General features: G+C 60.5%; 23 protein-coding genes and 1 pseudogene. 11 read left to right on the top strand and 13 right to left on the bottom strand.

What is annotated here, in order from left to right:
* Nucleotides 1–63: 63 nt before the first annotated feature.
* The 3 genes from PVW27_RS05535 to PVW27_RS05525 are packed head-to-tail and all read left to right on the top strand — an operon-like array spanning nucleotide 64 to nucleotide 3,904.
* On the top strand, nucleotides 64–1,899 hold the full coding sequence (locus PVW27_RS05535) for a DUF294 nucleotidyltransferase-like domain-containing protein (RefSeq protein WP_274555859.1): 1,836 nt from the start codon (nucleotides 64–66) through the stop codon (nucleotides 1,897–1,899).
* A 55-nt stretch (nucleotides 1,900–1,954) separates the two neighbouring features.
* A complete protein-coding gene (locus PVW27_RS05530) occupies nucleotides 1,955–2,476 on the top strand; it encodes a hypothetical protein (RefSeq protein WP_274555857.1) in 522 nt (173 codons plus the stop codon).
* Nucleotides 2,477–2,479: 3 nt separating this feature from the next.
* Nucleotides 2,480–3,904, top strand: coding sequence for a 3'-5' exonuclease (locus tag PVW27_RS05525; RefSeq protein ID WP_274555855.1), 1,425 nt, complete (start codon nucleotides 2,480–2,482; stop codon nucleotides 3,902–3,904).
* A 71-nt stretch (nucleotides 3,905–3,975) separates the two neighbouring features.
* Here PVW27_RS05525 and PVW27_RS05520 read toward each other — a convergent pair whose 3' ends face one another.
* From PVW27_RS05520 to PVW27_RS05490, 7 genes are all read right to left on the bottom strand, one after another.
* Nucleotides 3,976–5,121, bottom strand: coding sequence for an acyl-CoA dehydrogenase family protein (locus PVW27_RS05520; protein WP_274555854.1), 1,146 nt, complete (start codon nucleotides 5,119–5,121; stop codon nucleotides 3,976–3,978).
* Nucleotides 5,118–7,085: an acetyl/propionyl/methylcrotonyl-CoA carboxylase subunit alpha gene (locus PVW27_RS05515; protein WP_274555852.1), complete on the bottom strand. Its 1,968-nt coding sequence runs from the start codon at nucleotides 7,083–7,085 to the stop codon at nucleotides 5,118–5,120. Before PVW27_RS05515 ends, PVW27_RS05520 begins: the two co-directional genes overlap by 4 nt.
* A complete protein-coding gene (locus PVW27_RS05510) occupies nucleotides 7,082–7,876 on the bottom strand; it encodes a crotonase/enoyl-CoA hydratase family protein (protein WP_274555850.1) in 795 nt (264 codons plus the stop codon). The genes PVW27_RS05515 and PVW27_RS05510 overlap by 4 nt, the downstream gene beginning before the upstream one ends.
* A gap of 3 nt (nucleotides 7,877–7,879) precedes the next feature.
* Complete coding sequence (locus tag PVW27_RS05505) at nucleotides 7,880–9,475, bottom strand: acyl-CoA carboxylase subunit beta (RefSeq protein WP_274555848.1); 1,596 nt, start codon at nucleotides 9,473–9,475, stop codon at nucleotides 7,880–7,882.
* Nucleotides 9,472–10,089: a TetR/AcrR family transcriptional regulator gene (locus PVW27_RS05500; RefSeq protein ID WP_274555847.1), complete on the bottom strand. Its 618-nt coding sequence runs from the start codon at nucleotides 10,087–10,089 to the stop codon at nucleotides 9,472–9,474. Before PVW27_RS05500 ends, PVW27_RS05505 begins: the two co-directional genes overlap by 4 nt.
* Before the next feature lie 276 nt (nucleotides 10,090–10,365).
* Nucleotides 10,366–10,599 (bottom strand): hypothetical protein, encoded by a 234-nt coding sequence (locus tag PVW27_RS05495; protein WP_274555845.1) that lies wholly within the window; start codon nucleotides 10,597–10,599, stop codon nucleotides 10,366–10,368.
* Between the two features lie 8 nt (nucleotides 10,600–10,607).
* The gene (locus PVW27_RS05490; RefSeq protein WP_274555843.1) at nucleotides 10,608–11,327 is read right to left on the bottom strand and encodes a hypothetical protein; all 720 of its coding nucleotides are present in this window, start codon (nucleotides 11,325–11,327) and stop codon (nucleotides 10,608–10,610) included.
* Between the two features lie 557 nt (nucleotides 11,328–11,884).
* Between PVW27_RS05490 and PVW27_RS05485 the strand changes: the two are divergent.
* Nucleotides 11,885–12,013: pseudogene (locus tag PVW27_RS05485) on the top strand (transposase domain-containing protein); the annotation flags it as partial.
* A gap of 261 nt (nucleotides 12,014–12,274) precedes the next feature.
* Here PVW27_RS05485 and PVW27_RS05480 read toward each other — a convergent pair.
* Together PVW27_RS05480 and PVW27_RS05475 are read right to left on the bottom strand one after the other, a co-directional pair.
* Entirely contained in the window at nucleotides 12,275–13,642 is a 1,368-nt protein-coding gene (locus PVW27_RS05480) for a sensor histidine kinase (RefSeq protein WP_274555841.1), read from the bottom strand.
* Nucleotides 13,639–14,310 (bottom strand): winged helix-turn-helix domain-containing protein, encoded by a 672-nt coding sequence (locus tag PVW27_RS05475; RefSeq protein WP_274555840.1) that lies wholly within the window; start codon nucleotides 14,308–14,310, stop codon nucleotides 13,639–13,641. The genes PVW27_RS05480 and PVW27_RS05475 overlap by 4 nt, the downstream gene beginning before the upstream one ends.
* A gap of 179 nt (nucleotides 14,311–14,489) precedes the next feature.
* On the opposite strand from PVW27_RS05475, the gene PVW27_RS05470 reads away from it, so the two are divergent.
* Entirely contained in the window at nucleotides 14,490–15,605 is a 1,116-nt protein-coding gene (locus PVW27_RS05470; RefSeq protein ID WP_274555838.1) for a Do family serine endopeptidase, read from the top strand.
* 265 nt (nucleotides 15,606–15,870) lie between these two features.
* On the opposite strand, the gene PVW27_RS05465 is transcribed toward PVW27_RS05470, so the two are convergent.
* Nucleotides 15,871–16,455 (bottom strand): chromate transporter, encoded by a 585-nt coding sequence (locus PVW27_RS05465; RefSeq protein ID WP_274555836.1) that lies wholly within the window; start codon nucleotides 16,453–16,455, stop codon nucleotides 15,871–15,873.
* 168 nt (nucleotides 16,456–16,623) lie between these two features.
* Between PVW27_RS05465 and PVW27_RS05460 the strand changes: the two genes are divergently transcribed.
* From PVW27_RS05460 to PVW27_RS05450, 3 genes are all read left to right on the top strand, one after another.
* Nucleotides 16,624–16,773: a hypothetical protein gene (locus PVW27_RS05460; RefSeq protein ID WP_274555834.1), complete on the top strand. Its 150-nt coding sequence runs from the start codon at nucleotides 16,624–16,626 to the stop codon at nucleotides 16,771–16,773.
* Nucleotides 16,770–18,251, top strand: coding sequence for a DUF6538 domain-containing protein (locus PVW27_RS05455; RefSeq protein WP_274555833.1), 1,482 nt, complete (start codon nucleotides 16,770–16,772; stop codon nucleotides 18,249–18,251). The genes PVW27_RS05460 and PVW27_RS05455 overlap by 4 nt, the downstream gene beginning before the upstream one ends.
* A 303-nt stretch (nucleotides 18,252–18,554) precedes the next feature.
* Nucleotides 18,555–18,830 carry a hypothetical protein gene (locus tag PVW27_RS05450; RefSeq protein WP_274555831.1) on the top strand — a complete coding sequence of 92 codons (276 nt, stop codon included), beginning with the start codon at nucleotides 18,555–18,557 and terminating at the stop codon, nucleotides 18,828–18,830.
* A 307-nt stretch (nucleotides 18,831–19,137) separates the two neighbouring features.
* Here PVW27_RS05450 and PVW27_RS05445 read toward each other — a convergent pair whose 3' ends face one another.
* Nucleotides 19,138–19,965, bottom strand: a complete 828-nt coding sequence (locus tag PVW27_RS05445; RefSeq protein WP_274555829.1) for an alpha/beta hydrolase — start codon at nucleotides 19,963–19,965, stop codon at nucleotides 19,138–19,140.
* A 251-nt stretch (nucleotides 19,966–20,216) separates the two neighbouring features.
* Here PVW27_RS05445 and PVW27_RS05440 point away from each other — a divergent pair, with 251 nt between their 5' ends.
* From PVW27_RS05440 to PVW27_RS05430, 3 genes are all read left to right on the top strand, one after another.
* Nucleotides 20,217–20,852 carry a TetR/AcrR family transcriptional regulator gene (locus PVW27_RS05440; protein ID WP_274555828.1) on the top strand — a complete coding sequence of 212 codons (636 nt, stop codon included), beginning with the start codon at nucleotides 20,217–20,219 and terminating at the stop codon, nucleotides 20,850–20,852.
* Between the two features lie 222 nt (nucleotides 20,853–21,074).
* Entirely contained in the window at nucleotides 21,075–21,746 is a 672-nt protein-coding gene (locus PVW27_RS05435; protein WP_274555827.1) for a flavin-containing monooxygenase, read from the top strand.
* A gap of 65 nt (nucleotides 21,747–21,811) precedes the next feature.
* On the top strand, nucleotides 21,812–21,964 hold the full coding sequence (locus PVW27_RS05430) for a hypothetical protein (protein ID WP_274555825.1): 153 nt from the start codon (nucleotides 21,812–21,814) through the stop codon (nucleotides 21,962–21,964).
* A 41-nt stretch (nucleotides 21,965–22,005) separates the two neighbouring features.
* On the opposite strand, the gene PVW27_RS05425 is transcribed toward PVW27_RS05430, so the two are convergent.
* Together PVW27_RS05425 and PVW27_RS05420 are read right to left on the bottom strand one after the other, a co-directional pair.
* Nucleotides 22,006–24,597: a UvrD-helicase domain-containing protein gene (locus PVW27_RS05425; protein ID WP_338019942.1), complete on the bottom strand. Its 2,592-nt coding sequence runs from the start codon at nucleotides 24,595–24,597 to the stop codon at nucleotides 22,006–22,008.
* Nucleotides 24,598–25,274: 677 nt separating this feature from the next.
* Nucleotides 25,275–26,645, bottom strand: coding sequence for a hypothetical protein (locus tag PVW27_RS05420; RefSeq protein WP_274555824.1), 1,371 nt, complete (start codon nucleotides 26,643–26,645; stop codon nucleotides 25,275–25,277).
* Nucleotides 26,646–26,770 lie beyond the last annotated feature (125 nt).

Genomic DNA, 26,770 nt, shown 5'->3' with positions numbered 1-26,770 from the left:
GTCCTGCGCTGCGCTAGACATGGGGCTGACACAGCCACAGGAACATGTCCGAGGATCGGTTCGATGCCACGTTCTGCTGACGACCAGCGCCGGTTTCTCGGCACCATTCACCCCTATGACAGCTTTGCCGCCGATGATCTGGACCGCATCGCCGCGCAGTTCCGCCTTGTGCCCATCCGGCGCGAGGACGTGATCTATCGCTACGGCGAACCCTGCGAGGGGCTTTATGTGATCATGGAAGGCGAGGTCGAGATCACCTCGGATACAGGCGAGGTCGTCTCGCATCTGAGTGCGCGCAATTCCTTTGGCGAGCGAGGACTGATGCGCGGCGGGCTGACCGGCACCAATGCGCGCGCGCTCAGCGATGGCACGCTGCTGATGCTGCCCGCCGACGAATTCCGCGCGATGATCTCGGCGCATGAGGGCGCGCGCCGGTTCTTTTCGCGCAGCCGCGCGCGCGAGGCCGCAGATGCCGCCCGCCCCGTCAGCCTGACGGAAACGCGGGTGGATCAGCTGATGGCCAGCGATCCGATCACCTGCACCGTCGAGACCTCGATCGTGGATGCCGCCCGCCTCATGCGGTCGCATCGCATCTCGGCGCTGGGGATCACCGAGGGCGATCGTCTGGCCGGGATCGTGACGCTGCATGACATCAACAACCGCGTGGTGGCCGAAGGGCTGGACCCGTCCCGTCCGGTGCGTCAGATCATGACCGCCAATCCCGAAACCTTGCCACCCTCCGCCATCGGCTCGGACGTGCTGCACATGATGATGGAGCGCCGCTTCGGCCATGTGCCTGTCGTCGACAACGGTAAGTTCGTCGGCATCGTGACCCAGACCAACCTGACCCGGTTTCAGGCCACCAACTCGGCCTCGCTGGTGCGGGACGTGGCCCGCATCGACGATCCCGCCGATCTGGCCGCCGTGACCGCCCATATCCCGCGCCTTCTGGTGCAGCTGGTGGGCGCCGGCAACCGCCATGAGACTGTCACCCGCCTCATCACCGACATAGCCGACGCCGCGACCCGCCGCCTTCTGGCGCTGGCCGAAGCACGGCTGGGGCCGCCGCCCGTCCCCTATCTGTGGCTGGCCTGCGGGTCGCAGGGGCGGCAGGAACAGACGGGCGTATCGGATCAGGACAATTGCCTGATGCTGGACGATGCGGTGACCGAAGCCGACATGCCCTATTTCGCGGAACTGGCCAAATTCGTCAGCGACGGGCTGGATGCGGCGGGCTATTTCTACTGCCCCGGCGACATGATGGCCACCAACCCGCGCTGGTGCCAGCCGGTCCATGTCTGGCGCGGCTATTTCCGCCGCTGGATCGAAACCCCCAACCCCGAGGCGCAGATGCTGGCCTCGGTCATGTTCGACCTGCGCCCCATCGGGGGCACCCGCGCATTGTTCGAGGATCTGCAACGCGACACGCTCGAGGCCGCCGCGCGCAACTCGATCTTCGTGGCGCATATGGTGTCGAACTCGCTCAAGCATATCCCGCCGCTGGGATTGCTGCGCGGCTTTGCCACCCTGCGCAGCGGCGAGCACAAGAACCGCATCGACATGAAACTGAACGGCGTTGTCCCCGTGGTTGATCTGGGCCGCATCTATGCGCTGCGCGGCCAGCTTGAGGTGGTGAACACCCGCGCCCGGATCGAAGCCGCGCATGGCGCGGGCCTGATCAGCCAGAGCGGCGGGCGCGATCTGCTGGACGCCTATGACCTCATCGCGCAGACCCGGCTGGAGCATCAGGCCACCCTGATCCGCGCCGGGGGAAAGCCAGACAATTTCATGTCCCCCAATGTGCTGTCCGAGTTCGAACGCAGCCACCTGCGCGACGCCTTTGTCGTGGTGCGCACCATGCAATCCGCCGCCACGCAGGGGCGCGGTGTGATCGGCTGACCCCGCAGCCTGCGGCCCGTCCGGGCCGCCTCATCGGGGAGGAGGAGAAGACAGAATGTATGTTGACATAATCACGATCATCGCCGCTGGCTTTGCCGCAGCCGGGGTCGTGATGATCCTGAACCGGCTGATCGGCAAACGCCTGCCACGCTGGACCATTCCGGCAGGTGCAGGAGCGGGCATGATCCTGATGAGCCTGACCAACGAATACCGCTGGTATCCGCGCACGCTGGAATTGCTGCCCGCCGGGTTCGAGGTGATCTCGACCGCCGAGCATCGCGCGATCTACAGCCCATGGACCTATGCGGTGCCTTACGTGGATCGTTTCGTCGCCGTGGATGTGGCGGGGATCCAGCGCAACGCCACCCAGCCCGATCTGCGCCTCAGCCGCGTGATCTTCTTCACCCGCTGGGACTCGGTGCGGATCTTTCCCGCCGTGTTCGACTGCGCGCAGGGCCACAGCGCGCTGCTGGACCCGGACGCGATGTTCAACGACGATGGCACGGTGCGCGTGGCCCGCTGGGATCAGACGGGGCTGGATGATCCGGCCACAGCGCTTGTTTGCCGGGAGGATTGAGCCATGTTCGACCGCCTTGGACCACGGCAACGGACCCTCGCCTTCTTCGGCGTGCTGGCCGCAGGCTGCATCGGGGCCGTGGCGGGATCATTGATGCTGGCCGATGCCCGGCTGGACATGCCCGAGGCGCGCGCCGCCTTTGTCTCGGTCGGGCTGATGGCGGGGTTCGCGATCCTTGGCCTTTGCGCCCTGATGTGGCTGATCTTCGATGAAACCGTTGCCCGCCCCATCGAACGGCTGGCCGCCGCCATGCATGCCCGCGCCGCCACCGACATGCGCGGCGGGATCGACGCCACCGTGACGCGGCATCTGGGCGATCTGGCCACTGCCGCCGCGGCGCTGACCTCGAAACTGGGCGAGGCGCGTTCGGGGGCCGATGCCGATATCGCCCGCCACACCGCGCGGCTGATGACGGAACGCGAACATCTGACGCGCATCCTGTCCGCCATCCCCGCCGCCGTGCTGATGGTCGGCCCCGATCACCGGATCACCCTTTATGACGGCCACGCTGCCGCCATGCTGGATGACCAGCACCATCTGGGACTGGGCCAGCGCATCTTCGACTATTTCGACGAAACCTATCTGCGGGCGGCCCTCGCCAACCTGTCCGATACCGGGCGCAGCACGCTGGACCAGCAGCTTGTCACCGCAGACGGGGCGGCGCTCTTCGACGTGACGCTGCATGATCTAGGCCGGGGTCAGGGCTACATGCTGTCCTTCCCTGTCCCGCGCGAGACGACGCCTGCCCGCCCGGTGGTCTATGATTTCGAACTGAATACCCAGGAAAGCACCGGGAACATCCTTGATGTGCCGCTGCGCGCGCTCACTTACGTGGTCTTCGACACGGAAACCACGGGTCTTCTGCCTGACCGGGACGAGGTGGTGCAGATCGGCGCGCTGCGCGTGGTGAACTGTCAGCAGGCGGGCGGCGAGGTGCTGGATACGCTGGTCAATCCCGGCCGCCCGATCCCCGCCCGCTCGACCGCCGTGCATGGCGTGACCGATGCGATGGTCAAAGACGCGCCCGACATGGCCCGCGCCGCGCGGCGTTTCCACAGCTTTGCCCGCGACGCCGTGCTGGTCGCGCATAACGCGCCCTTCGACATGGCGTTCTTTCACCGCCATGCGCCCGCCATCGGCGTGGCATTCGACAATCCCGTTCTGGACACGGTGCTGCTATCCGCGATCCTGTTCGGCGGAACCGAAGGTCATACGCTGGACGAGATCGTGCAGCGGCTGGAAATCGACCTGCCTGACGAGGTCCGCCACACCGCCCTTGGCGATGCCATCGCCACCCGCGACGTGTTCCTGCGGATGATCCCGATGCTGGAAGCGCGCGGCCTGACCACCTTTGGCGCGGTCCTGACCGAGATGCGCAAGCACAAGCGCCTTCTGCCCGACCTGAACGAGGATCTGACCAAGGGGTAAGGCGCGCCGCCCTCCTTCATCTTGCTGCAAATACTCACGGCACCGCCCGCCCCCGGCGAGCCGTATGCGGCTCACAACCGCTTGGCGATCTCCTCCAGCATCACCTCGGTCGCGCCGCCGCCGATGGCCTGCACGCGGGCATCGCGCACCATGCGTTCGATCTCGGTCCCGGTCATATAGCCGAAGCCTCCGTGGAATTGCTGGCAGTCATACATCACCTTGTTGACCAGATCACCGCAGAGCGCCTTGATCGCCGATACCTCACGCACGCAATCCGTGCCGGCATCCATCGCCAGCGCCGTCTGGTAAATCAGCGCGCGCGCCGCCGCCACCTCGGCCCAGCGCTGCGACAGGCGCTGCCGGATCGCCTGCTTTTCCCAGAGCGTGCCGCCAAAGGCTTTGCGATCCTTGACGTACTCCAGCGTGATCTCCAGCGCACGCAGGGCCTCGCCCATGGCCTGCGCGCCAAGAACGATCCGCTCGTTCTGGAAATTCTGCATGATCGCGTAAAAGCCGCCGTCGATCTGGCCCAGCACCTGATCCGCCGGGATGCGCACATCCTCAAGGATCAGTTCCGCCGTGTCCGAACTGCGCCAGCCCGCCTTGTCCAGAGGCCGCGCCACGGTGAAACCGGGTGTCCCTTTCTCGACGATGAAGATGGTCGTCCCGCGCGAGGATTTCTCCGCCATGTTCGTGCGCGCCGCCACGAAATACACATCCCCCAGCACCCCGTTGGTGATGTAAAGCTTGCGCCCGTTCAGCACCCAGTGGTTGCCGTCCAGCCGCGCGCGGGTCTTGATGCCGCCCACGTCCGATCCCGCATCGGGTTCGGTCACCGCCACGGCCGTGATCTTCTTTCCTGCAATGATATCAGGCATATACTGCGCCAGTTGCTCGGGCGTGCCCGCATTGGCCAGATGCGGTGAGGCCATGTCCGTATGCACCAGCGCCGTGATCGCAAAGCCGCCATAGCCCGAGCGCCCCAGTTCCTCGGCAAAGATCACGGTGGCCAGCGTATCCATCTCGGCCCCGCCATAGGCCTCGGGGTAGCGGATGCCCAGAAAACCCAGCTCGCCCATGCGCCGCAGGATCTCGCGCGGGGTCTGGCCCGCCACCTCCCACGCATCGCCATGGGGGCGGACTTCGTCTTCGACGAAACGGCGGAGCTGGTCGCGGAAGATGCGGTGTTCATCGGTCAGAAAGGGGAAATCGGTCATGTCTGGATATCCTTGTCAGGGGTGAATCGGGCCAGCAGCGCCCCGCCCGCAACGGTGGCGCCCGGCGCATGGGGCAGATCGGTCAGGGTCCCGTCACAGGGGGCGGTCAAGGTCTGCATCAGCTTCATCGCCTCGAAGACCAGCACCGGATCGCCCTGTTTCAGACGGGTGCCGGGGGCGTGCAGCACCTCGGACAGCAGGCCGGGCATGGGGGCGGTGATCTCGGTCCCCGTGGCCCCCGCAGCCCCCTGTGCCGCTTGCGCCGCATGGGTCAGGCGGGTCGTGACAAGCCCTTCGGTCAGGGTGATCACGGTATCGGCCACCGCCACCGTGATCCGCCGCCTGACTCCATCCGCCTCAAGATCCAGCATGTCGCCATGCAGGCGCGCATGGGCGGCGGTCAGCAGCACAGCGCCTGCGCTGTCCGTCACCTCATGCCCCGCCGCGGTTTCACGCACCGCGCAGTCTTCGCCCTCGACCCTGTGCCAGCTTGCACCGCCGCGTCCTGCGGGGGCGGTGACACGCCACGCGCCCAACTGCCCCCAAGGTCCCGGCGCGCGATTGTCCCGCGCCGCTGTCAACGCCAAGGCCAAGGCCGCCAGAGCCCGCAAGTCGGCCGTGGGCGCCAATGGCCCGGCCAAGGGATGGCGCGTCAGGAAATCCGTGCCCAGCCGGGCCGCCGCGAAATCAGGTGTTGCCAGCACAGCCGTCACTTGTGCGGCCGTGGTGCCGATCCCGCCCACGTCCAACGCCGCCAGCCCCGCGCGCAGCCGCGCCAGCGCCGCCGCGCGGTCCGGGCCATGAGCGATCAGCTTGGCGATCATCGGATCGTAATGGTGCGACACCACGCTGCCCGCCTCGACCGCACTGTCCAACCGCAAACCCGGCAGATCGGGCAGATGCCAGCGGGTGACAGTCCGTCCCCCTGCCCCGTCCAGCGCAATCCGCGCCTCGATGGCGGCCCCGCTCACCTGAATTTCCCTCTGCACCAGCCCCACCGGTTCGCCCCGCGCGATGCGCAACTGCAAGGCCACCAGATCAAGCCCGGTCACCGCTTCGGTGACCGGATGTTCGACCTGAAGCCGGGTGTTCATCTCCAGAAAATGCCAGTCGCCCGTCACAGGGTCGTAAAGATATTCCACCGTGCCCGCATTGCGATAGCCGATCCGCGCCGCAAGCCGCACCGCCGCTTCGGCCATGGCTGCGCGAATGGGCGCGGGAATGTCGGGCGCCGGGGCCTCTTCGATCAGTTTCTGATGGTTGACCTGGACCGAGCAATCGCGATCCCCCAGATGCAGCACCGTTCCGTGATGATCCGCCAGCACCTGCACCTCGACATGGCGCGCGCCGTCCAGCAGGCGTTCCAGCAGCACATCCCCGTTGCCAAACGCCGCCTGCGCCTCTCGCCGCGCGGCTGATAACGCGGCAGCAAAATCCGCCAGATCATCGACCCGCCGGATGCCACGCCCACCCCCGCCCGCGCTGGCCTTGATCAATAGCGGCACACCCAGCGCCCTGGCCTCGCGCGCCAGTGTCGCGTCCGCCTGATCCGCGCCGCGATAACCGGGCAGGATGGGCACGCCTGCCGCCGCAGCCTCGGCCTTGGCCGCAGCTTTCGATCCCATCAGGGCGATCACATCGGCGTCGGGGCCGACCCAGACCAGACCGGCCTCGACCACGGCGCGGGCGAAATCGGCGTTCTCGGACAGAAACCCATAGCCGGGATGCACCGCCTGCGCCCCTGCACGCCGGGCGGCCTCCAGCAGGCGCACAGGGTCAAGGTAACTCAGCGCCGCCTCGGCCGGACCGATGGGCAGCGCCAGATCCGCCTCTGCCACGAAGGGCGCATCACGATCCGCCTCGGAATAGACCGCCACAGACTGCAGCCCCATACTGCGGCAGGCGCGGATGATGCGGCGCGCGATCTCGCCTCGGTTGGCGATCAGGACCGTGTCAAACCTCATGATCCGCTCCGCCATGGAGGGGTCTGGCGGGACAGGAAGGCATCAATGCCAATCTGGCCCTCGGCGCTTTCCCATGCATCGGCCAGACGCGCGGACGTCAACGCCACATGATCCGCAGGCGCTGCTGCCGCAACATCGCGGATCAATGCCTTGGTCGCGGCCACGGCACCGGGGGCCGCCTCCAGATGTGCAGCCACCACAGCCGCAACGGCCGCATCAAGACCATCGCCCGGCACCACCCGGTCCAGCAAGCCGATCCGTTCGGCATGGGCGGCGTCGAACAGCGCGCCCGACAGCATCGTGGCCCGCGCCCGCGCCGCCCCGATCCGCGCGATCACATGGGGCGAGATATTGGCCGGGATCAGCCCCAACCGCACCTCGGTCAGCCCGAAACGCGCCGCCTCGGCCCCGATCGCCACATCGCAGACCGCGATCATGCCGACCCCGCCGCCATAGGCAGGCCCGTTGATCCGCCCGATCAAGGGTTTCGGCAGATGCGCCAGCGCGGCCAGCATATCGCCCAAAGCGGCGCTTTGCGCCACACGCCCCGCCCGGTCCAGCGCCAGCGTATCGCGGAACCAGCCGATATCCCCGCCCGCGCAGAAACTCTCGCCCGCCCCGGTCAGCACCACCACGCGCACCGTCGCATCGGCGGCCAGCACAGCCGCCGCGCGGGTCAGATCGGCGATCAAGCCTGCATTCAGCGCATTGTGCCGCGCGGGCCGGTTCAGCGTCAGCCGCGCCACGCCGCGCGCCTGAACCTCAAGTGTCAGGGTCTCGAAATCCATCATCCATCACATCCTGTAAACCGGCGCGAATTGCGCATCCTCGGGGCGCGAGGCCAAAAGCGACAGGCACAGCCCCAGCACATCGCGCGTCTGTTCGGGCAGGATCATCCCGTCATCCCACAGCCGCGAGGTCGCGTAATACGGATCGCTCTGCGCGGCATATTGGGCGCGTACCTGCGCTTCGATCTTGTCCAGTTCGTCCTGCGTCGGCGGATGCTTGAGATTGCTGCGCCGCAGTTCCAGCATCACATTCGCAGCTATATCCGCGGACATCGTCGCCAGCTTGGCCGAGGGCCAGGCGAACAGGAAATCAGGCCGGAACCCGCGCCCGCACATGCCATAATTCCCCGCACCATAGGAGCCGCCGATGATCACAGACAGCTTGGGCACGCGGGCATTGGCCATGGCATAGACCATCTTGGCGCTGTCCTTGGCGATCCCGCCGCGCTCTGCCTCTACGCCCACCATGAAGCCGGTGATATTGTGCAGGAAAATCAGAGGAATACGTCGTTGATCGCAGATCTGGATGAAATGCGCCGCCTTCAGCGCCGCGTCCGAGACCAGCGCCCCGTTGTTGCCGATGATCCCCACCGGGCAGCCATGGATGGACGCAAAGACGCAGACGGCGCTCACCCCCCATTCAGGCTTGAACTCGGACAGGTCCGAGGCGTCAACCAACCGCGCCATGATCTCGCGCGCGTCATAGGGGCGCTTGGGATCGGCGCTGATGATGCCGGGGATGTCGGACGCGTCCAAAGCGGGGGGCACGGGCAAGCCGGGGGCCTGCCAGCCAGCCCGCGGATTCGGCAGTTCGGCCACCAGCCGGCGCAGCAACGCCAATCCCTCGGCCTCGGTCTGCACCCGGTGGTCCGAAACACCCGACACGGTCGTGTGCATCAGCGCACCGCCCAGCGTCTCGCCGTCCACATCCTCGTTCACCGCCACCTTGACGATGGAGGGGCCGCCCAGATGGATACGCGCCTGCCCTTCGACCATGATCACCTGATCAGCCAGCGCCGGGATATAGGCCCCGCCCGCCGTGCAGCCCCCAAAGACCAACGCGATCTGCGCAAGGCCCGAGGCCGACATCCGGCACTGCCGCCAGAACGCATTGCCGAAATGGTCGCGGTCCGGAAAAACCCGGTCCTGTTCGGGCAGATAAGCCCCGCCGCAATCCACCAGATAGAGACAGGGCAGACGCAGATTCGCGGCAATCTCCTGCGCGCGGGCATGTTTCTTGACCGTCTCGTGAAAGAAACTGCCGCCCTTGACGGTAGCGTCATTCGCGATGATCGCCACGGGCCGCCCCTGCACGATGCCCAGCCCCGTCACGATCCCCGCGCCCGGCACCTCGTTGTCATACTGATCCCAGGCGGCCAGCGACGAAAGTTCCAGAAAGGCCGTGCCCGGATCGCACAGCCGGTCGATGCGGTCGCGCACCAGAAGCTTGCCCCGCGCCAGATGCCGCGCCACATGCGCCGCGCTGCCGCCTTGGGTCACCTGCGCCAGACGTGCGCGCAGCAGGTCTGCCATCGCGTCATAGGCCGCCCGGTTACTGGCAAAACCGGCCTCATCGGGTCGAATCGCGCTGCGAAAACTCATGCCGCCCCCTCGCCCAGCACACCATGCCGCAGAACCTGCGTCACCTGATCCGCCAGCGCCTCAATGTCGATCCGCGCCGGATCGACCCATTCCAGCGTGGCATTCAGCGCCCCGATGACAAAGGCCACCCGCATGGGCAGCACCGCAGGATCGGCGGCACAGGTCGGCGCCAGCAGGGCCGACCAGATCGCCTGATAGGCCCGCCGTTCGGGCATGTTGGCACGGCGCAACGCTTCGGGCAGTTGGCCGAAAATCCGCACATTGGCCGAGGTGTAATCGCTGGCCCCGTGCAAGGCGCGCAGATGGGCCCGCATGGCCGTATCCAGCCGCGTGACCGTCGCCGCGTCCGGTGGCAGGTCGTCCAGCGCCGCCATGACCGCCTCGCGCACCACGACGATGCCCCGGTCCATCACCGCCATGACCAGATCGTCCTTCGACGGGAAATGGTAGTAAAGGCTGGGCGTCCGCATCCCGGCTTCGGTGGCGATATCGCGCATCGAGACCGCCGCATAGCCTTTGGTGCGGAACTGCCCCGCCGCGATATCAAGGATCTGATCGGGCCGCGTCACGGCCTCAGCCATCCCACGCAGTCCGGTCGTCCGCGCCTGTCCCATGCGAGTCTCCCCCATTTTCTACCTAACGATAGGTAGATTCGAGGATCGAGACAAGAGCGAAGATGACGCCCGCGTCGCTGCCTTTGTCATGCAGCGGATCGCCAGCGATGGTTTCAAGCCCGATTGTGGGTGGGCAGTGACCAATGGGGGAAATCAGAATAAGGGTTGGTCCGGCGAGGTCCCGCCCGGACGGATTGGCCGGACGCGCCCAAGACAACGCGGCCAGTCAGATAGCGGGGACCGGCCGCATGCCGGTCCCACGCGCCATCAGAAAGTTCAGTTCGAAACCAGTCGGAAGGTGAACTGGCCGCCCGGCGTCACAGGCGGGGTCACGACGAAGAAGACCGGTATACGGCCGCCAATGGGGACACCGACTTCGCTCGTTACGGTTGGGATCGTGATTGAGGTCGTGATGACCACAGGCACACCCGGCACGACAGGATCAGAGCCGGCATGGCCTGCCGTCGCAAAGCCAAGTGTTGCGGCGGCGAGTATGAGAACGTTTTTCATGAAATACCTCATTTCCTTCCTAAGCTGAATGCGCGGCCAAGATCGACCACAAGCATATTGTCCCCGGTGTCATGGTTGTGATTGACCGACACCGAGAGGGAATTTCCGCCCAGCATCGCCGGCGCGACGGTCAGACCGACCACCGTGCGCTCGCCCACTTGCCCCAGACTGACCCCAAGCGTATCGGTCAGGCCGACCCCAAAACCGAACACGGCCTCGACATCGCGGGCATCGTTGGTATCGGTCGCCGCCCCCAGAGAGACCATGGCCAGCCGCTCACCGAACGACGTCAGATAGCTGCCGACCAGTGACACACCCGGATCCAGCCGGTCGGCATCGCCCCAGGGCTCCAGATGACTGACATTCAGCGCGACGGAATACACCCCCGCCTCGCTGGTCTGGAACATCTTGTGCACGCCCAGCGACAGATAGCCCGATTCACCGAAATCGCGGAATGAGGTGAGGTTGATCCCACCCTGCACGCCCAGCCCGGCGACCGGATCGCCGAACCCCACAAGGACCGATCCCGACCCGTCATAGCGCGTCGTATCGGCAGGTGGGTTGCGCTCTGGCCCGTAAGACCCCGACGCGGAAAGCGCCAGAACGCCGCCTGCCAGCCCAAAGCCCGTAGGCACGCCCGCAGTCCCCACGGTCTGCGCCTGGGCGGCCACACCCGCCCCCATCACCGCAACCGCGGCCAGTGCTATACATGAAATCCTGTGTGCCATATACTCTTACCCATCTGCACGGCAGAGCCGTGAACACAACCAAACACGACACCAGATTAAACCGGATACCCGGGAAAGCGAAAGCATTTTCTCATGATCCGGCGATCCTGACCGCAACCAGCCCGCCACAACCGGAATCCGGTGGCCTTCTGGCCACACGCGACGCCAAACCTCCGCAACGCCCGCACGCCCGCACAGCGCGCTTACCGACCATCACCCACAGGTGGCAAACTGGACATGTTCAGGGTTTTAAGTGGTGCCCGGGGGCGGAATCCAACCGCGGGCATCATACGCGCTAAACCACTTATTTATATGGCTCTATCAAATCTGCGGCTCAAGCAATGTGTAGCAATGTGTGTATCGTTTTGTGTAGCGCATTTTTGGATATCTGATGCTGGGGAGTAGATACTCTGTATCGGCGAAACACACAAAAGGGCGGGCCGATCGCCAGGAGGAGAAGTGCATGACGTTGCCGACCACCCTGCCCCACGCTATCCTACCGTCGACATCAGGAGCGGAAACCGTGGCAAGTCTCAACAAGCGAGCAAGCACATATCATCATCGTCACGGCAAAGATGAATGACATCGATCCGCAGGCATGGCTGGCCGATGTGCTCGCACGTCTGCCGGACATGCCGATGTCACGGGTGCATGAATTGCTCCCTTGGCATTGGAAAGCCGCAACCGAATTGAAGAGGATTACCATCGGAGCGAACACAAGTTCAGACGGCCGCCCCCGGAGGCTTACTCCGCACGCACCTGACAGCTGAATCAAAATAATCATCGAAGAATGGTCGCACACCACGCCCACCATCCGTGGTGGCCAACAAGATGACTTTCTCTTCCCTTTGATGTCGAGAAAGCACTTGTGCTGCTGGTAAGCCTTTCTAAAATAATTAAAAAGCTTGTCGCAGTTTAAGCCTTTTGCACAATCTTGCCTTCTGTGTTTAGGGGGGTGTTGCTGCGCTGGGAAAGCTGATCGCAACGCGAAGACCAGGCCCCGCGTCAGACAATTTCAGAAATGCACCGTGCACCCGCGCAATGCTTGCAACCATGCTCAATCCAAGACCGTTACCCGGCGTTTTGCGGCTGCGGTCGAGTCGATAGAGCCGGCGCAGAACCTTTTCCCTTTCGCTTTCGGGAATTCCAGGGCCAGAATCGGTGACAGAAAGCTCCAGATGATCCTGTGTTTGGGACAAAGCAACGGTGATCTGGATGTCAGGTCCTGTATGATTTATTGAATTCTCAATCAGGTTCGCAAGGATCTGCCCAAGTAGGTTTCGATCGCCCATCACGAGTCTAACAGGCTCGTCGGGAAGAACGCAGATTAGTGATTGTCCATTTTCTGCCGCCGAAGGCTCGTATACGTCACACATCGTCTCACAAAGGGCACCCAAGTCTACAGCACCAAACCGCTCTCGTGGAGAGCCGCTTTCGATCTGTGCAAGCTGCAACAGCGAGTGAAAGATCGAAACGATCCTATCCATTTCCAGCAGTGCACTATCAAGTTGCATGCGGCCAGAAATAGTCAGGTCATTGCTTTTACTCAGTTCTTCAAGATGGACCGCAACGCGCTGGATCGGGGTTTTGAGATCATGCGCGATGTCGGACGATACTTGCCGTAAGCTTTCAACAGTCTCTTCTTGCGAACGGGCCATCTTGTCGACCTTGCCCGCAATACTGGCAAGATCGTCCGACCAATCTTTCACGTGCCCCACGCGGGCTTGCAGTTTCCCTGATGTGAGTTGTTCTAAAGTCCCGTTGATAGCATCCACATGGCGCGCACCGCGTTGAGCCAACACAATTCCGCCGGACAGCGCGATCAAGATAGTCGGAACCAGCGAGAGACCCAAGATGTTCATGAAAACGTCGCGCAACGCGTCGATTTGGGCCCGACTGCGCGCAATAGTAAGCTGCCCACCACGGAGGGTTGACGTTAAAGCGAGATACCGACCTGAAATCTCGGGATTGCCAGGCAACTCAGATATAATCCGGTAGCCATCAGCATCTCGCGCAATGAAGGCATTGCCAAAATGCTGACCATTCGGTGCGAAGTAACTCAGCACGACGCGTTCGGGGTCCGTGCTCTGGGCTTCAGCTTCGACCAATCCAGCCAGCGCTGAGGTTGAAGGAGCAGCACGAAATCCCGCCATGTCTTGGGTTAGGTCGGCACGCAGGATTTGTTCAAAAGACGCTTGAGTATAAACGTAGCTGGCCCATAGCCCCAGGAGCGACACGAGAGAGAACACGAGCACCAACACACTCGCCAACCGCAGTGGCATGGACCGAAGCAAGACAAAGCGAGGCAGTGTCATGCGTCTATCCGATACCCGGCACCGCGGACTGTTTTGATAATTTCGCTGTCGAACGGTCTGTCTACTTTTGCACGCAATCGGCTGATATGAGTTTCGACCACATTGGTGCCCGGATCAAACGATATATCCCAGATCGATTCCAGCAGCATGGTCCGCGTCTGGACCCGCCCCTTTCGTCGGATCAGGAATTCCAGAATGGCGAACTCGCGCGGCAAAAGGTCGATCTCCTGTCCTTCTCGAGTCACCTTGCGAGCGATTAGATCCATCTCAAGCGGTCCGGCGCGCAACACGGTGTCCTGTTCGACCGCCGGCGGACGGCGAGCCAGGGCCGTAACCCGTGCCGACAATTCGCCAAAGGCAAAGGGCTTCACAAGATAGTCGTCACCACCTGCGTTCAGCCCGTTGATCCGATCTTCAACACTACCGAGGGAGGTCAGGAACAGCACAGGGGTGCAGTTGCCCGCTGCGCGGAGGGTCTTTACCAGCGTCATTCCGTCTATCTCCGGCAACATACGGTCTATGATGAGCACATCGTATTTGCGGGTTGTAGCCTGGACCAGAGCCTCGCGCCCATCGGCGACCAAATCAACGCTCTGCCCTTCTTCGCGCAAGCCACGCGCGATGTAGGCGCCTGTCGTTTCATCGTCTTCGACCACAAGCAGCTTCATCTCATCCCCACTGCATCATTCGATGCCATTTCAATGCCATGGTCTTTAGATCAACACTCATTGGTCCAAGAGCAAGTCCTTCGGGCATGTTAAAATATTTGTATAGGTGGTCACATGTGGGTGTGAAACAAGCGTCGCATATCGATGTCGTTGCATACAAAACAATGGAGAGTTCAACGATGACATCCACCCCCCTTTACCGCCGTTTCGTAAGCTCAGCTGCACTCATTGCCGTGCTGAGCGCGACAGGCGTCAACCTTGCTACCGTCACTCCGGCTCTGGCGGTGCCGGCCGGAGGCTATGCGGATCTGGTAGAGACAGTTGCACCTGCTGTCGTCTTTATCGAGGTCACCGCAAAGGCTCAGCCGATTAACTTGTCTGACCAATTGCCCCAAGGTATTCCTGACGCGCTTCGACGTCAGTTTGAGCAGATGATGCCGCCGGGGCAATCGCAGCCGCCGCGTCAAGGTCTCGGATCGGGGTTCATTATTTCCGAAGATGGTAAGGTTGTGACAAACAACCATGTCGTCGAAGGGGCTGACACTGTGTCAGTCAAGTTGGCGGACGGCCGCACCTTTGATGCGGATGTAATCGGTAGCGACCCTTTGACTGATGTCGCGTTGCTTCAGCTGAAAACCGAAGAAAACCTGCCGTTCGTTGTTTTCGGCAATTCTGACGCGATGCGGGCCGGCGATGAAGTCGTTGCCGTGGGCAACCCCTTCGGATTAGGCGGCACAGTTACATCTGGCATCATCTCCGCTCTGTCGCGCAACATCAACTCGGGCCCGTATGACGATTACATCCAAACGGATGCTGCTATTAACCGAGGCAATTCGGGTGGGCCGCTGTTTAATAACGCGGGAGAGGTCATTGGCATGAACACCGCCATCTACTCGCCGGACGGCGGGTCAGTCGGTATCGGGTTCGCTGTGCCTTCTGAGTTGGTGCAGCGTATCGTAACGGATCTATCAGATGACGGCATGATCACCCGCGGCTGGCTTGGTGTTCAGATTAAACCCATGCCGGAGGAAATCGCCCAGTTGCTTGGTTTCGATCAACCCAAGGGCGCCATCATTGAAAAGGTAAATGCAGAAGGCCCTGCCGAGGCAGCAGGATTGGAGCAGGGAGATATCATCTTGTCCTTCAATGAAACTGAGATTTCAGACCTTCGAGATCTCACCAGTGCTGTGGCGGCAGCAAATCCTGAAGCGGTTGTGCCTGTTCGGATATTTCGCAAAGGGTCTGAAAAGCTTGTTAATGTGACAGTTGGAACGATGCCGAAACAGGACGCCTAAGCTCACAAGAAAGTCAGGGTAAAGTGCTGTCAATTTGCAAACGGTAAAAGCTGACCGGCATTACCGAACCCAAGTCAATCGCACGCCCATGACCGGGGCGAGACCGCTGAAGAGGGCAGCATTGCTGCCCTCTTCACAGGCGAGCACGACTGGTTCTGTAGGAACCGCGACAGAAGAGTATCTCCGTGACCCTTCAACTGCGCGGCAGTTATAGCGAATTGAAACAAAGCTACTGAGTTCAAAGCGGCTACCTGTGAGCGAAAAGCTACGCTATACTCATGGCACTCAACGCGACGCCGGTGACGGCGCATCCGGCAAGAACGGACACTGGGCCGAACCCGAAACGAAACACCGCGACCGCCGCCGCCAGCACCAAAACCAGCGCCGGAAGATTGACAGAAGCCAGCACAGGCACCTCGATGTTGAGGCCAATACCTGTCACGGTCGTCACTTCATCGAAGATTACATGCATCCCGAACCAGACGGCAAGGTTCAGGATGACGCCCACTACGGCTGCGGTGATGGCCGTCAACGCGCCGCTCAGCACCGCGTTGTCGCGCAGACGCTCGATGAACGGTGCCCCAAGGAAAATCCACAGGAAGCAAGGCGTGAATGTCACCCATGTCGTCAAAAGCCCACCAAACGTTGCTGCCATCAGAGGCGACAGGCCGCTTGCCTCGCGGAAGGCGCCCATGAAGCCCACGAACTGTGTCACCATGATCAACGGGCCCGGGGTGGTCTCCGCCATACCCAGACCGTCCAGCATCTCGCCCGGAGCGAGCCAGCCGAAGTTCTGCACCGCCTCCTGAGCGACATAGGCCAGAACCGCGTAGGCGCCGCCGAAGGTCACTACAGCAGCCAGCCAGAGCCAGCAAAGCCCACTCCCGTCGCAGTCAGCACACCATTCGTCGAATACATGGCGGCAGAACTCGGATTGACGACTACAGAGTATGCAGATCGTGCTGGTGACCAAGTCCTAACAGTTTTTCTGTGAGCTAATTGAGGGAGGTCAGACATCATGCCCTGGAAACCCACCGACGAAATGACCCGCGACGAACTCACCGAGCAGCTCGAACAGCTGCGCGGTGTCGTCGAGCGTTTTGCAGCCCAGGTCCCACCAGTGAAGCCTGATGACGCCGACCTTGCACCTCAGGACGAACAACCATGACGTTGCCCACCGCCCTGCCCCACGCTATCCTGCATCCTGCATCAGGAGCGGAAACCGTGGCAGGACTCAACAAGCGAAAGGGAACATACCATCTGCGGATGCGGATCCCGGCACGCTATGCCGCGATATGGGCCGCAGATGACAAGCCGCCGACAGAGATCCACCGATCGCTGAAGACAGGCGACGAGCGTGAAGCAAAGTCGAGGGCGGCCGTAGTCGAGCGCATGATCCTGGCCGAACTCGATGAGAAGCTTTCTGCGGCGGAAATCCGGGCCGAGCTAACTGCTGCGCCCGGGAAATCTGTTACGAAGATGAGCCACTATCAGGCCATCGCAGCGATGACAGCGGCCCGGGGCTTCACATACCGCACTGCCCAGGAACTCGCGACCGCGGATGACAAATCGGCGGAGATTGTGTCGCGCATCAAGTCTCTGAAAGATGCTGGCGACGCTCCCACAAGCCTTGAGGCAGCCGCTCTAATTGGCGGCTATGAGCGTCCGAAAGAAACGCTGATGTCGGCTGCGGAGGGCATGGCAGAACGGTTTCCGCTCGAAGTCCGAGACAAGAACGAGAAGCAGCAAAAAGTCTGGAAAGCACGCTGGACTCGGCCTGCGTCAAAGGTCAAGGAACTCCTGGGCGGGGATCCGATCTTGTCTGAGATCACGCGCGCTGACGCTGTCTCATTGCGCGATGCACTGCAAGATCGCGTCCTTGAAGGCGATATGAAGGGTGAGAGCGCTCAGAAAGAGCTGCAGAACCTGAACCTGCTTTGGAACAAGTATCACAAGAGCCAGGGATACGATGTCATTGATATTCCGCCATCTCCGTTCAGAACGCTCGGCGACGGGATGGCGCGGCTTGACGAAGACGGTCAGAAGCTCGAAGTCCCGCATGATGTTCTGTTGAAGCTCATACAGCCTGGTGCGCTGAACGGAACGAACGATGAGGTGCGAGACATCATTCTCGTTCTGATCGAAACTGGTGGTCGGCAATCCGAGATCACTGACATCCCGCCGCACGCAATCCATCTTGATGCTCCGATCCCGCACTTGGACATCAAGCGCGAGAAGGGTTCATTTGCGCGCGAGATCAAGAACGCAGCCAGCAAGCGGTTGATACCGCTGACCGGCGTTGCTCTCGAAGCAATGCGCCGTCATCCTGAAGGTTTCCCCAGATACCGAGGTAAAGGCACCTTCTCCGCCGCCGCAAACGCATTTCTGCGCGAGAACGACATCCTGCCAGAAGGCATCACGATCGGCGGTCTTCGACACTCGTTCGACAAGCGTCTCGACAAAGCGAATGTCAAGAACGAGCACGTCGCTCAACTGATGGGTCATAGCCGTAAGAAGATCCGGGGCCGGGAAGTTTACGGTGATAGTCTGACACTTGAAGAGCGACTGCACTATCACCGTCTTATTGAACTCAAGCCGCAGCGCGCTCTGTCGTCTCCCGCGCTATTCGCTTTGCCCTCTCGATAGTGCTCTCTTTCGCGGCGTGGGCTTTGATCTCTTCTTCGAGCCGCTCGAAGATGGGTAGGTAGGTGTCGCCGTCTGGGCGCCCTGTGATCATCTCCGCGACGTATGCGATGGCGTCGTTTAGTTCAGCAAGTGTCGGATGTGGCATGTAAGACTCCAAGAGGTTGTCTCTCGGAGAGGGGTTCGACCGGTCTGACGCGGAAATCGGCGAACGAAGATTCCTCATGTCAGGCTCCGAATGCCATCTGAGCTGACTGTCTGTCTTTCTGTTCGTTCAACCTCACGCTGTCGGAGAACGGCTTTGCCGTGCTGCCCATCGGCGCCATCTACTATGACGATCTGGACGCGCGCTATGATCTGCCGCCCGACCTTCTGGCCCGCCTCAAGGCCGGCAACATCCTGTTCGATCAGGACGACACCGGGCAGTTCTTCCAACTCTACAGTCGCCCCTTCGGCGACGGCCTGTGCTTCGAGATTGTGCAGCGCAGAGATCGCCACGACGGCTATGGCGCACCCAACGCCCCGTTCCGGATCGCAACTCAGGCGCGTTTGGGACAACCCATCACGATCCCGAAGCGGTAACAGCATGCAGCGGAGATCTCCTCCGTCAAATAGAAAAGGATAGACAGGAACCCATACTGCAGATGAATTGCAGCACCACGTTAGTCTACGTTCCGCGCGTTAAGGAGAGGTCGCCTGATCGTCATGATCGGCTCATTGCGGCCGTTCAGGCACAGCGAAATGTTACGGCACAGCGTCACCGAACCGGCCGTTCGTGCTCGCAGCAGCATGTTGGCTATTTGCTGAAAAGGGTTCAGATTTCCGCTTCTGCGTAAGACGTGCTACTGCAACTTTTTGCGAGCCAGCACTCTGAGATGGCCCCCCCTCTTCAAGCCTTCAGAGAGCGTGCTATCCTTCGGCTCATTTCGTCCATGGAGCCCTCGATGGTCTGGGATTGAACAGTAAGTGACAGAAACCCGTGGATCATCCCTGGACATGTCCGAAAAACAACATCGGGCTGGACATGAATAAGCCTTTCCGCAAAGGCGCGGGCCTCGTCGCGAAGCACGTCGCATTCCGCAGCCATGATCGTGGTGGCGGGGAAACCGGACAGATCGACCTGCATCGGGTTGATGAAGCCCGGAGTCTCCGCGCCGGCCTTGCCCAGATAGCAGGACCAGAACCATGTCATGGCATCTTTTGTAAGAACCGGACCCTCGGCAAATTCGTGGAAACTATCACTGTCGCATGCCGGATCGAGTGCGGGATAGAACAGCCCCAGATGCCGGATCGGCACGCCCGCCCGCATTGCCTTCAGGGTCGCGGTGACAACGATATGGCCGCCTGCGCTGTCGCCACACAGCGCAATGCGGTCCGGGTCGATCTGCATTGTCGCGGCCTGCTGTCGCAGATGGTTCAGAACGACCAACACATCCTCGGCGGCACCGGGAAAGGTGGTCTCGGGTGACAAGCGATAGCCGACGCTGACCACAGTTGCGCCGGTCCGTGCGGCAAGGTTGCGGCAGAGTCCGTCATGGGTGTCGAGGCTGCCCCACACCCAGCCGCCCCCGTGGCAGAACAGGATGATGGGCAGAAAGCCCTCAACCATCGGGCGGTAAAGACGGATCGGGATGTCGCGATCTGTTTCTGATACCATACAGTTCACGATAGTTGCCAGGTCGGGTGCCGCCATCTGCGCCATGGCTCGGTCAGCCACCTGCCTGACCTTTTCTATAGGCACATGCTCAGGTGGCTGACGCACTGTGTTGCGTGGGTCTGCGATCAGATCGGCAAAACAGGGATCAACGGGCATTTCGGACCTTTCCCAAAGCAGGTATTGAAATCTACTCATAAGTAGCTAAACCTTACAAGAATTGAAAGATGCCGCTTCTGGGTTTTGAACGGATGCGGCAAGTCACACCAGAACTACACCCGGCCGCGTCAGGCCCGTAGACGGAAGCATGAAAGATGGCAAAGCCGCGTGAAGACCGTTTGAAAATCCGCGAGGAGGTTGCGGCGCTGAAACGACAGCGCACGCTGGATGCGGCGACGGACCTGTTCTACGACAAGGGCTATACCAATACGACACTGGACGATGTTGCAGAAGTTCTGGGTGTAACCAAGCCGTTCATCTACGCCAATTTCGGGTCGAAATCCGCTCTTTTGACAGAGATATGCAGCCTTGGTGTGCATGGCGCGTTGGAACAGATCGAGTATGTCCTTGCTCAGGATCTGCCTCCGGCCGAGGGCTTGAGACTGTTCGTGCCCCGCTATGTGACCGCGATCCTGCGGCGTCAAAAAAGTATTGCGATCAATATACGCGAGGAAAAAAACCTCGAACCGGCCGATGCGGAGCGTCTGGCCGAGCTGCGGCAGCGGTTTATGTCGCGCGTGGAGTCGTTGCTGGCGGCGGGCAAGGAGGCAGGCGATATTCAGGTCAGTGACCCGCGCGTGTCGGCTTTTGCGATTGTGGGCGCGGTCAGCTGGGCGACCTTCTGGTTCAATCCGGCAGGCACGCTATCGGTGGCGCAGATCGCCGACCGGATGACCCCTGTGATCCTGAATCTGGTCCGCGATGGTCGGAGCGCTGCTGACGCGGCTTGAGCCGGGATGCTGGGTCTTTGATCTAACCTCCGCCCTTTCCTAATCCTGTCAATCGCTTGCCAACGCGCCCTACGGCGCGGTGTTTGCCTATGCGCCCGATCATCAGGGCAACCAGATAGATTTTTTTCAGATAGTTCTTGAAAGCTACTGATGAGTATGTTTTTGTGATTGCCAGACGGGTTGAAGAGTCGCAGCCCATGTCTTCTGGGGAGGAGGCCAGTCTTGAAACACATTGACACCCTTGTCGTAGGAGCTGGTCTGGCCGGATTGCGGGCGCTTTATTCCATGCGGAAGGCGGGTTTCGAGACGGTTGTTCTGGAAGCTTCGAACGAGATCGGTGGCGTCTGGAACCACAACCGCTATCCCGGTGCTCGTTGCGATGTGGAAAGCTATGACTATTCCTACAGTTTCTCGCCCGAGTTGGAGCAGGAATGGCGCTGGACAGAGCGGTATCCGACCCAGCCGGAGATCCTGCGTTACATCAACCATGTGGCCGACCGCTTCGACCTGCGCCGCAATGTCATCCTGAACACGCGGGTTACTGAGGCCGCCTATGACGAGGGCGCTGCCCGCTGGACTGTTACAACACAAGACGGATCGCAGTGGTCGGCGCGTGTGCTGCTTCTTTGCCTTGGACAGTTGTCGGCCCCAAAGATGCCCGACTACCCCGGACAGGACAGCTTCAAAGGCGAGGTGATCGTCAGTGCCCAGTGGCCGCGTCACGAGATCAGCTACGATGGCAAGCGCGTGGGTATTATCGGCACGGGTTCATCGGGGATGCAGATGACACCTGCTCGTCTTGAAAGGATATGGGTCTCTTCACTCAGACACAAAAAGCCAAATGCCGAAAAATTTCTGGCTGACTTGGATCTACTCATACTTGCTATCGGGTGATAGAGTCCGTTCAAATCAGATCGGTGTCAAACCTCGTATCGGTCATCTGCGATCATACAAGGAATATGGGACTGCTGATGCAAAGCGGAAAAGAGAAAACGGCGAATTTCCCAAATTTTTTGCGAAAATCATTCAAAGTAATGAAAAATAACGATAAAAATATCAGTTTTCAAAAAAGTATTGCTACAGCGGCAAAAGCTAAAGACCTCGGCAGCTGACGGATATCCCCCGGATGGCCTGCGCTATCCGGGGGATAAAGTTACTTGCGCGCCAAAAGCTTGTCGACTTGCTCAAGCAGCACCAGGAGCGTCCTTTCCACATGCTCTATGAGCTCTGACTGGCAGTCCTCGCAGAGCGGTGCGACGGAGATCACGGTGCCGATTGTTTTGAGCGCAACGAAGTAGCCGCCCCGGTCTTCGATTTCGAAAGACAGCAGGCCGGTATTCCTTGCTGGTGCCGGCAGCATACGGAACGCAGCGTTCGCGAAGCCCATGCGGCCACTGTCGGCATTGAGCAGGATCACGTGATCGGCCTCCAGCCCCTTTGAGGCATGGATGGTTTTGAATGTGATCTTCAAGCTTGGGTGACGCAGCCTCAGAACTTGCATGTCAGGCTCGATAAATCGATATCGGCCAAGGAGCAGCACTGTTGTGGGATTTGCCCCTGACGGCTTGGTAGCTGACAGGGCGTTCAGCGCTTCGGACAATTTCGCCTCATCCTCGCCTTTGGCCACGGTCACGACCCTGATCGCAAGTTCCTTTGCGGTGCCGGCTGGGACGATCTGCTTGTCGATCTGAGCGGGGTTGCGCAGCACAAAGGTGCGGGCGGCAAAGGCGATCTGATCGACAGAGCGGAAGGTGCGGCCAAGATCAACGGCCCGATGCACGCCCGCTTCGCCATCGAAATTGCCGCCGAATTCCGGCCCGAAATGGCGCATCAGGTGGATGTCTGATCCTGCGAAGCGGAAGATGGATTGCCAGTCGTCACCCACCGCAAAGATGCGGACATCGGAATGCTGGGACTTTAGTGCTTTCACCAGCCGTGCCCGACTTTGCGATATGTCCTGAAATTCATCGACCAAGATATGGCGGAACGGGCTGACATAGCGTCCAGTCTCGGCATAGCGGGCGGCCCGCAGGATCATATCCTCAAAATCGATCCGGCCATCGAGACGCTTTTGATACTCCGCAAAAACTGGGACGAAAACGTCAAGGAAAGCCCGTGCCCGTTTGCCCAACTTCATCTTGTCGGATTTGGTCTCGCAATCCTGCAAGCTGTAACCACCGCTTTTGAATTTGCGCAGGAAGGTTCCGAGCAGTTTGGAAAAGTCATCGACCTGTTTCAACTCAACGATCCGGTCGTAGATCGTATAGACGGGGCGGGGTTTGAGGGTGACATGCGGGGCCAGCTTTTCGGCAAGGCTGATCAGCAATCGCCCCTCCTGCCGTTCATAGCTGTAGGTTTCGATCAAAGTGGTTTGATGCTCCGCATGGATTCGCCGTTTCCAATCCATGCCCGCCAGATATTCGTCGCGGTTCACAAAGGGTGCGGTGACCAAGCGTTCGCCGCTGGCGGTCTTTTCCCGTCGCACCCCGAAATGTTCGATATAAATCCCGCTTTCCGTCAGGCGAAAATCGGGCTGGTAATCCCGCCTGCCAGTTTCCGCGACCTTATGCTTATAGTTCGGTTCATACTCGTATTCGACGCCGTTTTCATAAAGCCAATTGGCAATCTGCAGCTCTTCGTAGCTTTTGACCTTTTCACCTTGCAGCGTCCGCAGGTCTTGCGCCTCCATGTGGGTGTAAAAGTCATGCTTGGTCTTGAAATCCCATTCCGTTTTCGGCTCGACAAAGAAATGCGCAAAGAAGCGTATGATGGCATTTGACACCTCGGACAGGCTGTGAACCAGTTCTTTGAGAATTTGCTTGATCAGGTTCGTGAAGGCCAAGTCGTCGGTGGCGTGATCGGCCAGTGCGGGCTTTGAACCTTCGACAATCCCGATGATGTCATAGGCAATGGCGTGAAAAGTTCGGGCAACGAGGGGCACGCCCGATCGTGCCTCAACTCGTTCCGACATTTCCTCTGCCGCATTTTTTGCAAAAGCCAGCAGCAGGATTTCCTCGGGCTGACGGATGCCTGATTTGACGAGATAAGCGGCCTTTGCGGTAATGACGCTGGTCTTGCCCGACCCCGCCCCGGCAAACACAAGTGTCGCATCCTCATCCACCACAACCGAAAGCCGCTGCTCTGGTGTCAGTGGCTTACTCTCAATCCTGTCAAAGAAAACTTTCCAGCGCTCCAATTCGGTGGTGACAAAGGCGGCAATGGCATTGGCCCTTGCCGTTCGTGGATCGGCTGCAAATTGTCGAACGGGGGCTATGCGGGCCACGACCACGGGGCCGATAGCGTCGGCATTCAGCTTTGACAGAAGCGATGCATCCAGATCGCGGGCGTCATCCAGCAATGGCGCAATCTGACACGCGGCGGGATAACGGGAGGGTGCCGAAAGCGACAAGACATCGGCAAGTATCCTTTCCAGCCGTGCCGCTTCAGTCTCAAGGGCGGCAAGGTTGACACGGGTCCATGCGGCTGTGACCTGTGTCGAAAATGCATGGGCATCCTGGTGGCCTGCGCCCTTTAACACCGCATCGTCCCGGTCGCCCAAACGCACGGACACCGCTGTCCCCAACATGCCCTTTCGTAAGGACGGTGCACCTTGCATAGACAGCAAGGGCATGGCGACAGTCTGGCCACGTCGGGTAATCTGGATGAGATCCCCCTGCAATTCCAGAACACGGGCAGACTTGCCAAAGGGAGCGGAGAGAAAACCGTATAGAGGGCGTTGTTGCAACTTAATCAATGATATAGCCTTTTAAGTTACCTTTTGTAAAAATGCTCTGCAAACGCCCTGGCTGCAACCCTGACTGACGATGCATGCAAGGGCGAGGAGCGGGATCATGATCCGCTGCGAGGCAACACTTCGGGTAGAGTGGCAGACGCCACGATGGAACGTGGATGCCATCAGCTTCTATCTGTGTAACGGGGCCAAGACGCTTGATAAAGAACGGTTTCGCTATGCCATGTAAATCGCCGCTTTGCCTACGTTAACGACACATCACTAAAATGCTGCGACAATTCTGAGTGACCAGTTCGGGGAAGCTGCGCCGCCGCAAAGAGTTCATGCTGACTATCAGCTTTGGGCCGATCGCTTAGATGCGTGGGTCGCTATGGCTTTGACTGTAGCGACATCTTGCTGACCGTTGCCGAAAAACGATCAAACCAGAACGGTGAGTTTCCTTGAGGAACTGATGTTGAATTGACCAATAGGAAATGAGCCCAGGACCAATCCTGTCTCCTCAGTTAAAGCCATGGCACAAATTCGAAAGCGATTGACGGAAGTTAAAGCGACTTGCGGAAAAAGTTGAGAATGGGCGGGTTCCACCCCGTGGGGATGGACTTGACCCGTTTTCAACTCGCTGCGGAAATAACGGAAATAAGCACTGTTGGGCGGTGACACGCGGGTGCGAATTAAAACGCCAGATCCGGCTGCTTTGTCCTCCGCGCGTCGATACTCTGACCGAACTGGACCGCCGCCAGGATACCCTCGGAGTGGTCGTAGTGGCGCTGGGTGACCGCTCGATCGCGGTGGCGCAACAGGACTGTTGCAGAACGCCCGCCGCCTTGCAGGACTTCGCTGGCTTCGGTTGCCACATTGTCCCGGATCCGATGCAGCGAAATGCGAATGCCAAACTCGGCCTCAAGGAGGTCTCCGGCAAGGCGGCCAAGATGCCTTTCTGTGATCGGGCCGGTTTTGCCATGCATCGATGGAAACAGGCAGTTCCCATCATCGAACAACGGCCGGTATGTCGTGCGATACTCGATCAGGGCAGCGGCCAAGGACGGGTTCTCCAAGATGAAGGTGACTGACGTCATGTGCTTCTGGGCCTCCGGCAGTTTCAGCGCACTGCCGGGGAGCACTATCCGAACGCTCTCCTTCCCTACCTGCCAAAGGTTGGTGTCAAACTCGAGGATCGAGAGGGCCCGAGCCCGCTCCGGAAGCGCCACTGCCAAGGCGAGCAGAAGGCCGTTGCGAAAATCCTTTGCCGCATGAAGGCCGCGGATATTTCGACTGCGCGCCTTTTGCATCAACTCGAACCCGAACGTGTAGATCCGGCTCGCACCTACAAGCTGCGCGCCGCTTTTTGTGTGCGAACCTTGGCTCTTGGCTCGCTCAGACCAATCCATGACCACATAGTCACATCCTAACAAAACAAACCGACGTTGGGCGAGGATGCCCAGGCCCGACATGATCCGCTGCAGGTAGTCCGCAGCCGTTCTGTCACTGACTGGCTTGCGATCCGCGATCCGGGATGTCAGATCGGTGGCGTAGCTATGAAGAGATCCGCCTGTCGGCGTGAGAGGTATGCCCATCTCCGTGCAATAGGCGTGCCAGCGCGCCAACGCGCTGATGACAGATTGAGTGTGACTGAAGCTCCAGATTGTCCGTCCCAGGACAGCCTTGCCGAGTCTTGAAATTCTTATGTGCTCCAGGAGGGACGCCTGCCATTCTGCTGGTAGCCGCGACACCATGGTGACTGCCCTCTCCCATCGGCAGCCGTCCTTGGCCTTTTCCGCCACACGCGCATCCCGAAGAACACGCGCAAAATGCGCTGTCTTCTCTGGTCCCCAGACTTCCGCAGCGATCTTCTGCAAATATGCGAATTCCGCCCAAGCGACGCCCCCAACCTCTGCCTGTCTCAGGCGGAGATGCTCGGTCAATTCCTTGACGGACGGAACCGCCGACAACGGCCCGCCCGAGCGGATCTGATCTACAAATAACAGATGGGCGTTGCCCGCACCCGCTCGGCTATCGGATGATGAGGGATGTTCGTTCGTCATGGTTTCGCACCTTTCCTTTTTCCATCGATCCAATCTTGCCAATTGCCGAACACCAAGTTTTCGTCGAGTTCTGCATAGTAGTTCAACGTCGTCTGGAGGCTCTTATGCCCGAGCAGCCGTTGAAC

This window comes from Seohaeicola sp. 4SK31 (assembly GCF_028802875.1).
GTDB lineage: Bacteria > Pseudomonadota > Alphaproteobacteria > Rhodobacterales > Rhodobacteraceae > Seohaeicola.
This window is presented reverse-complemented; position numbering and strand designations above follow the sequence as displayed.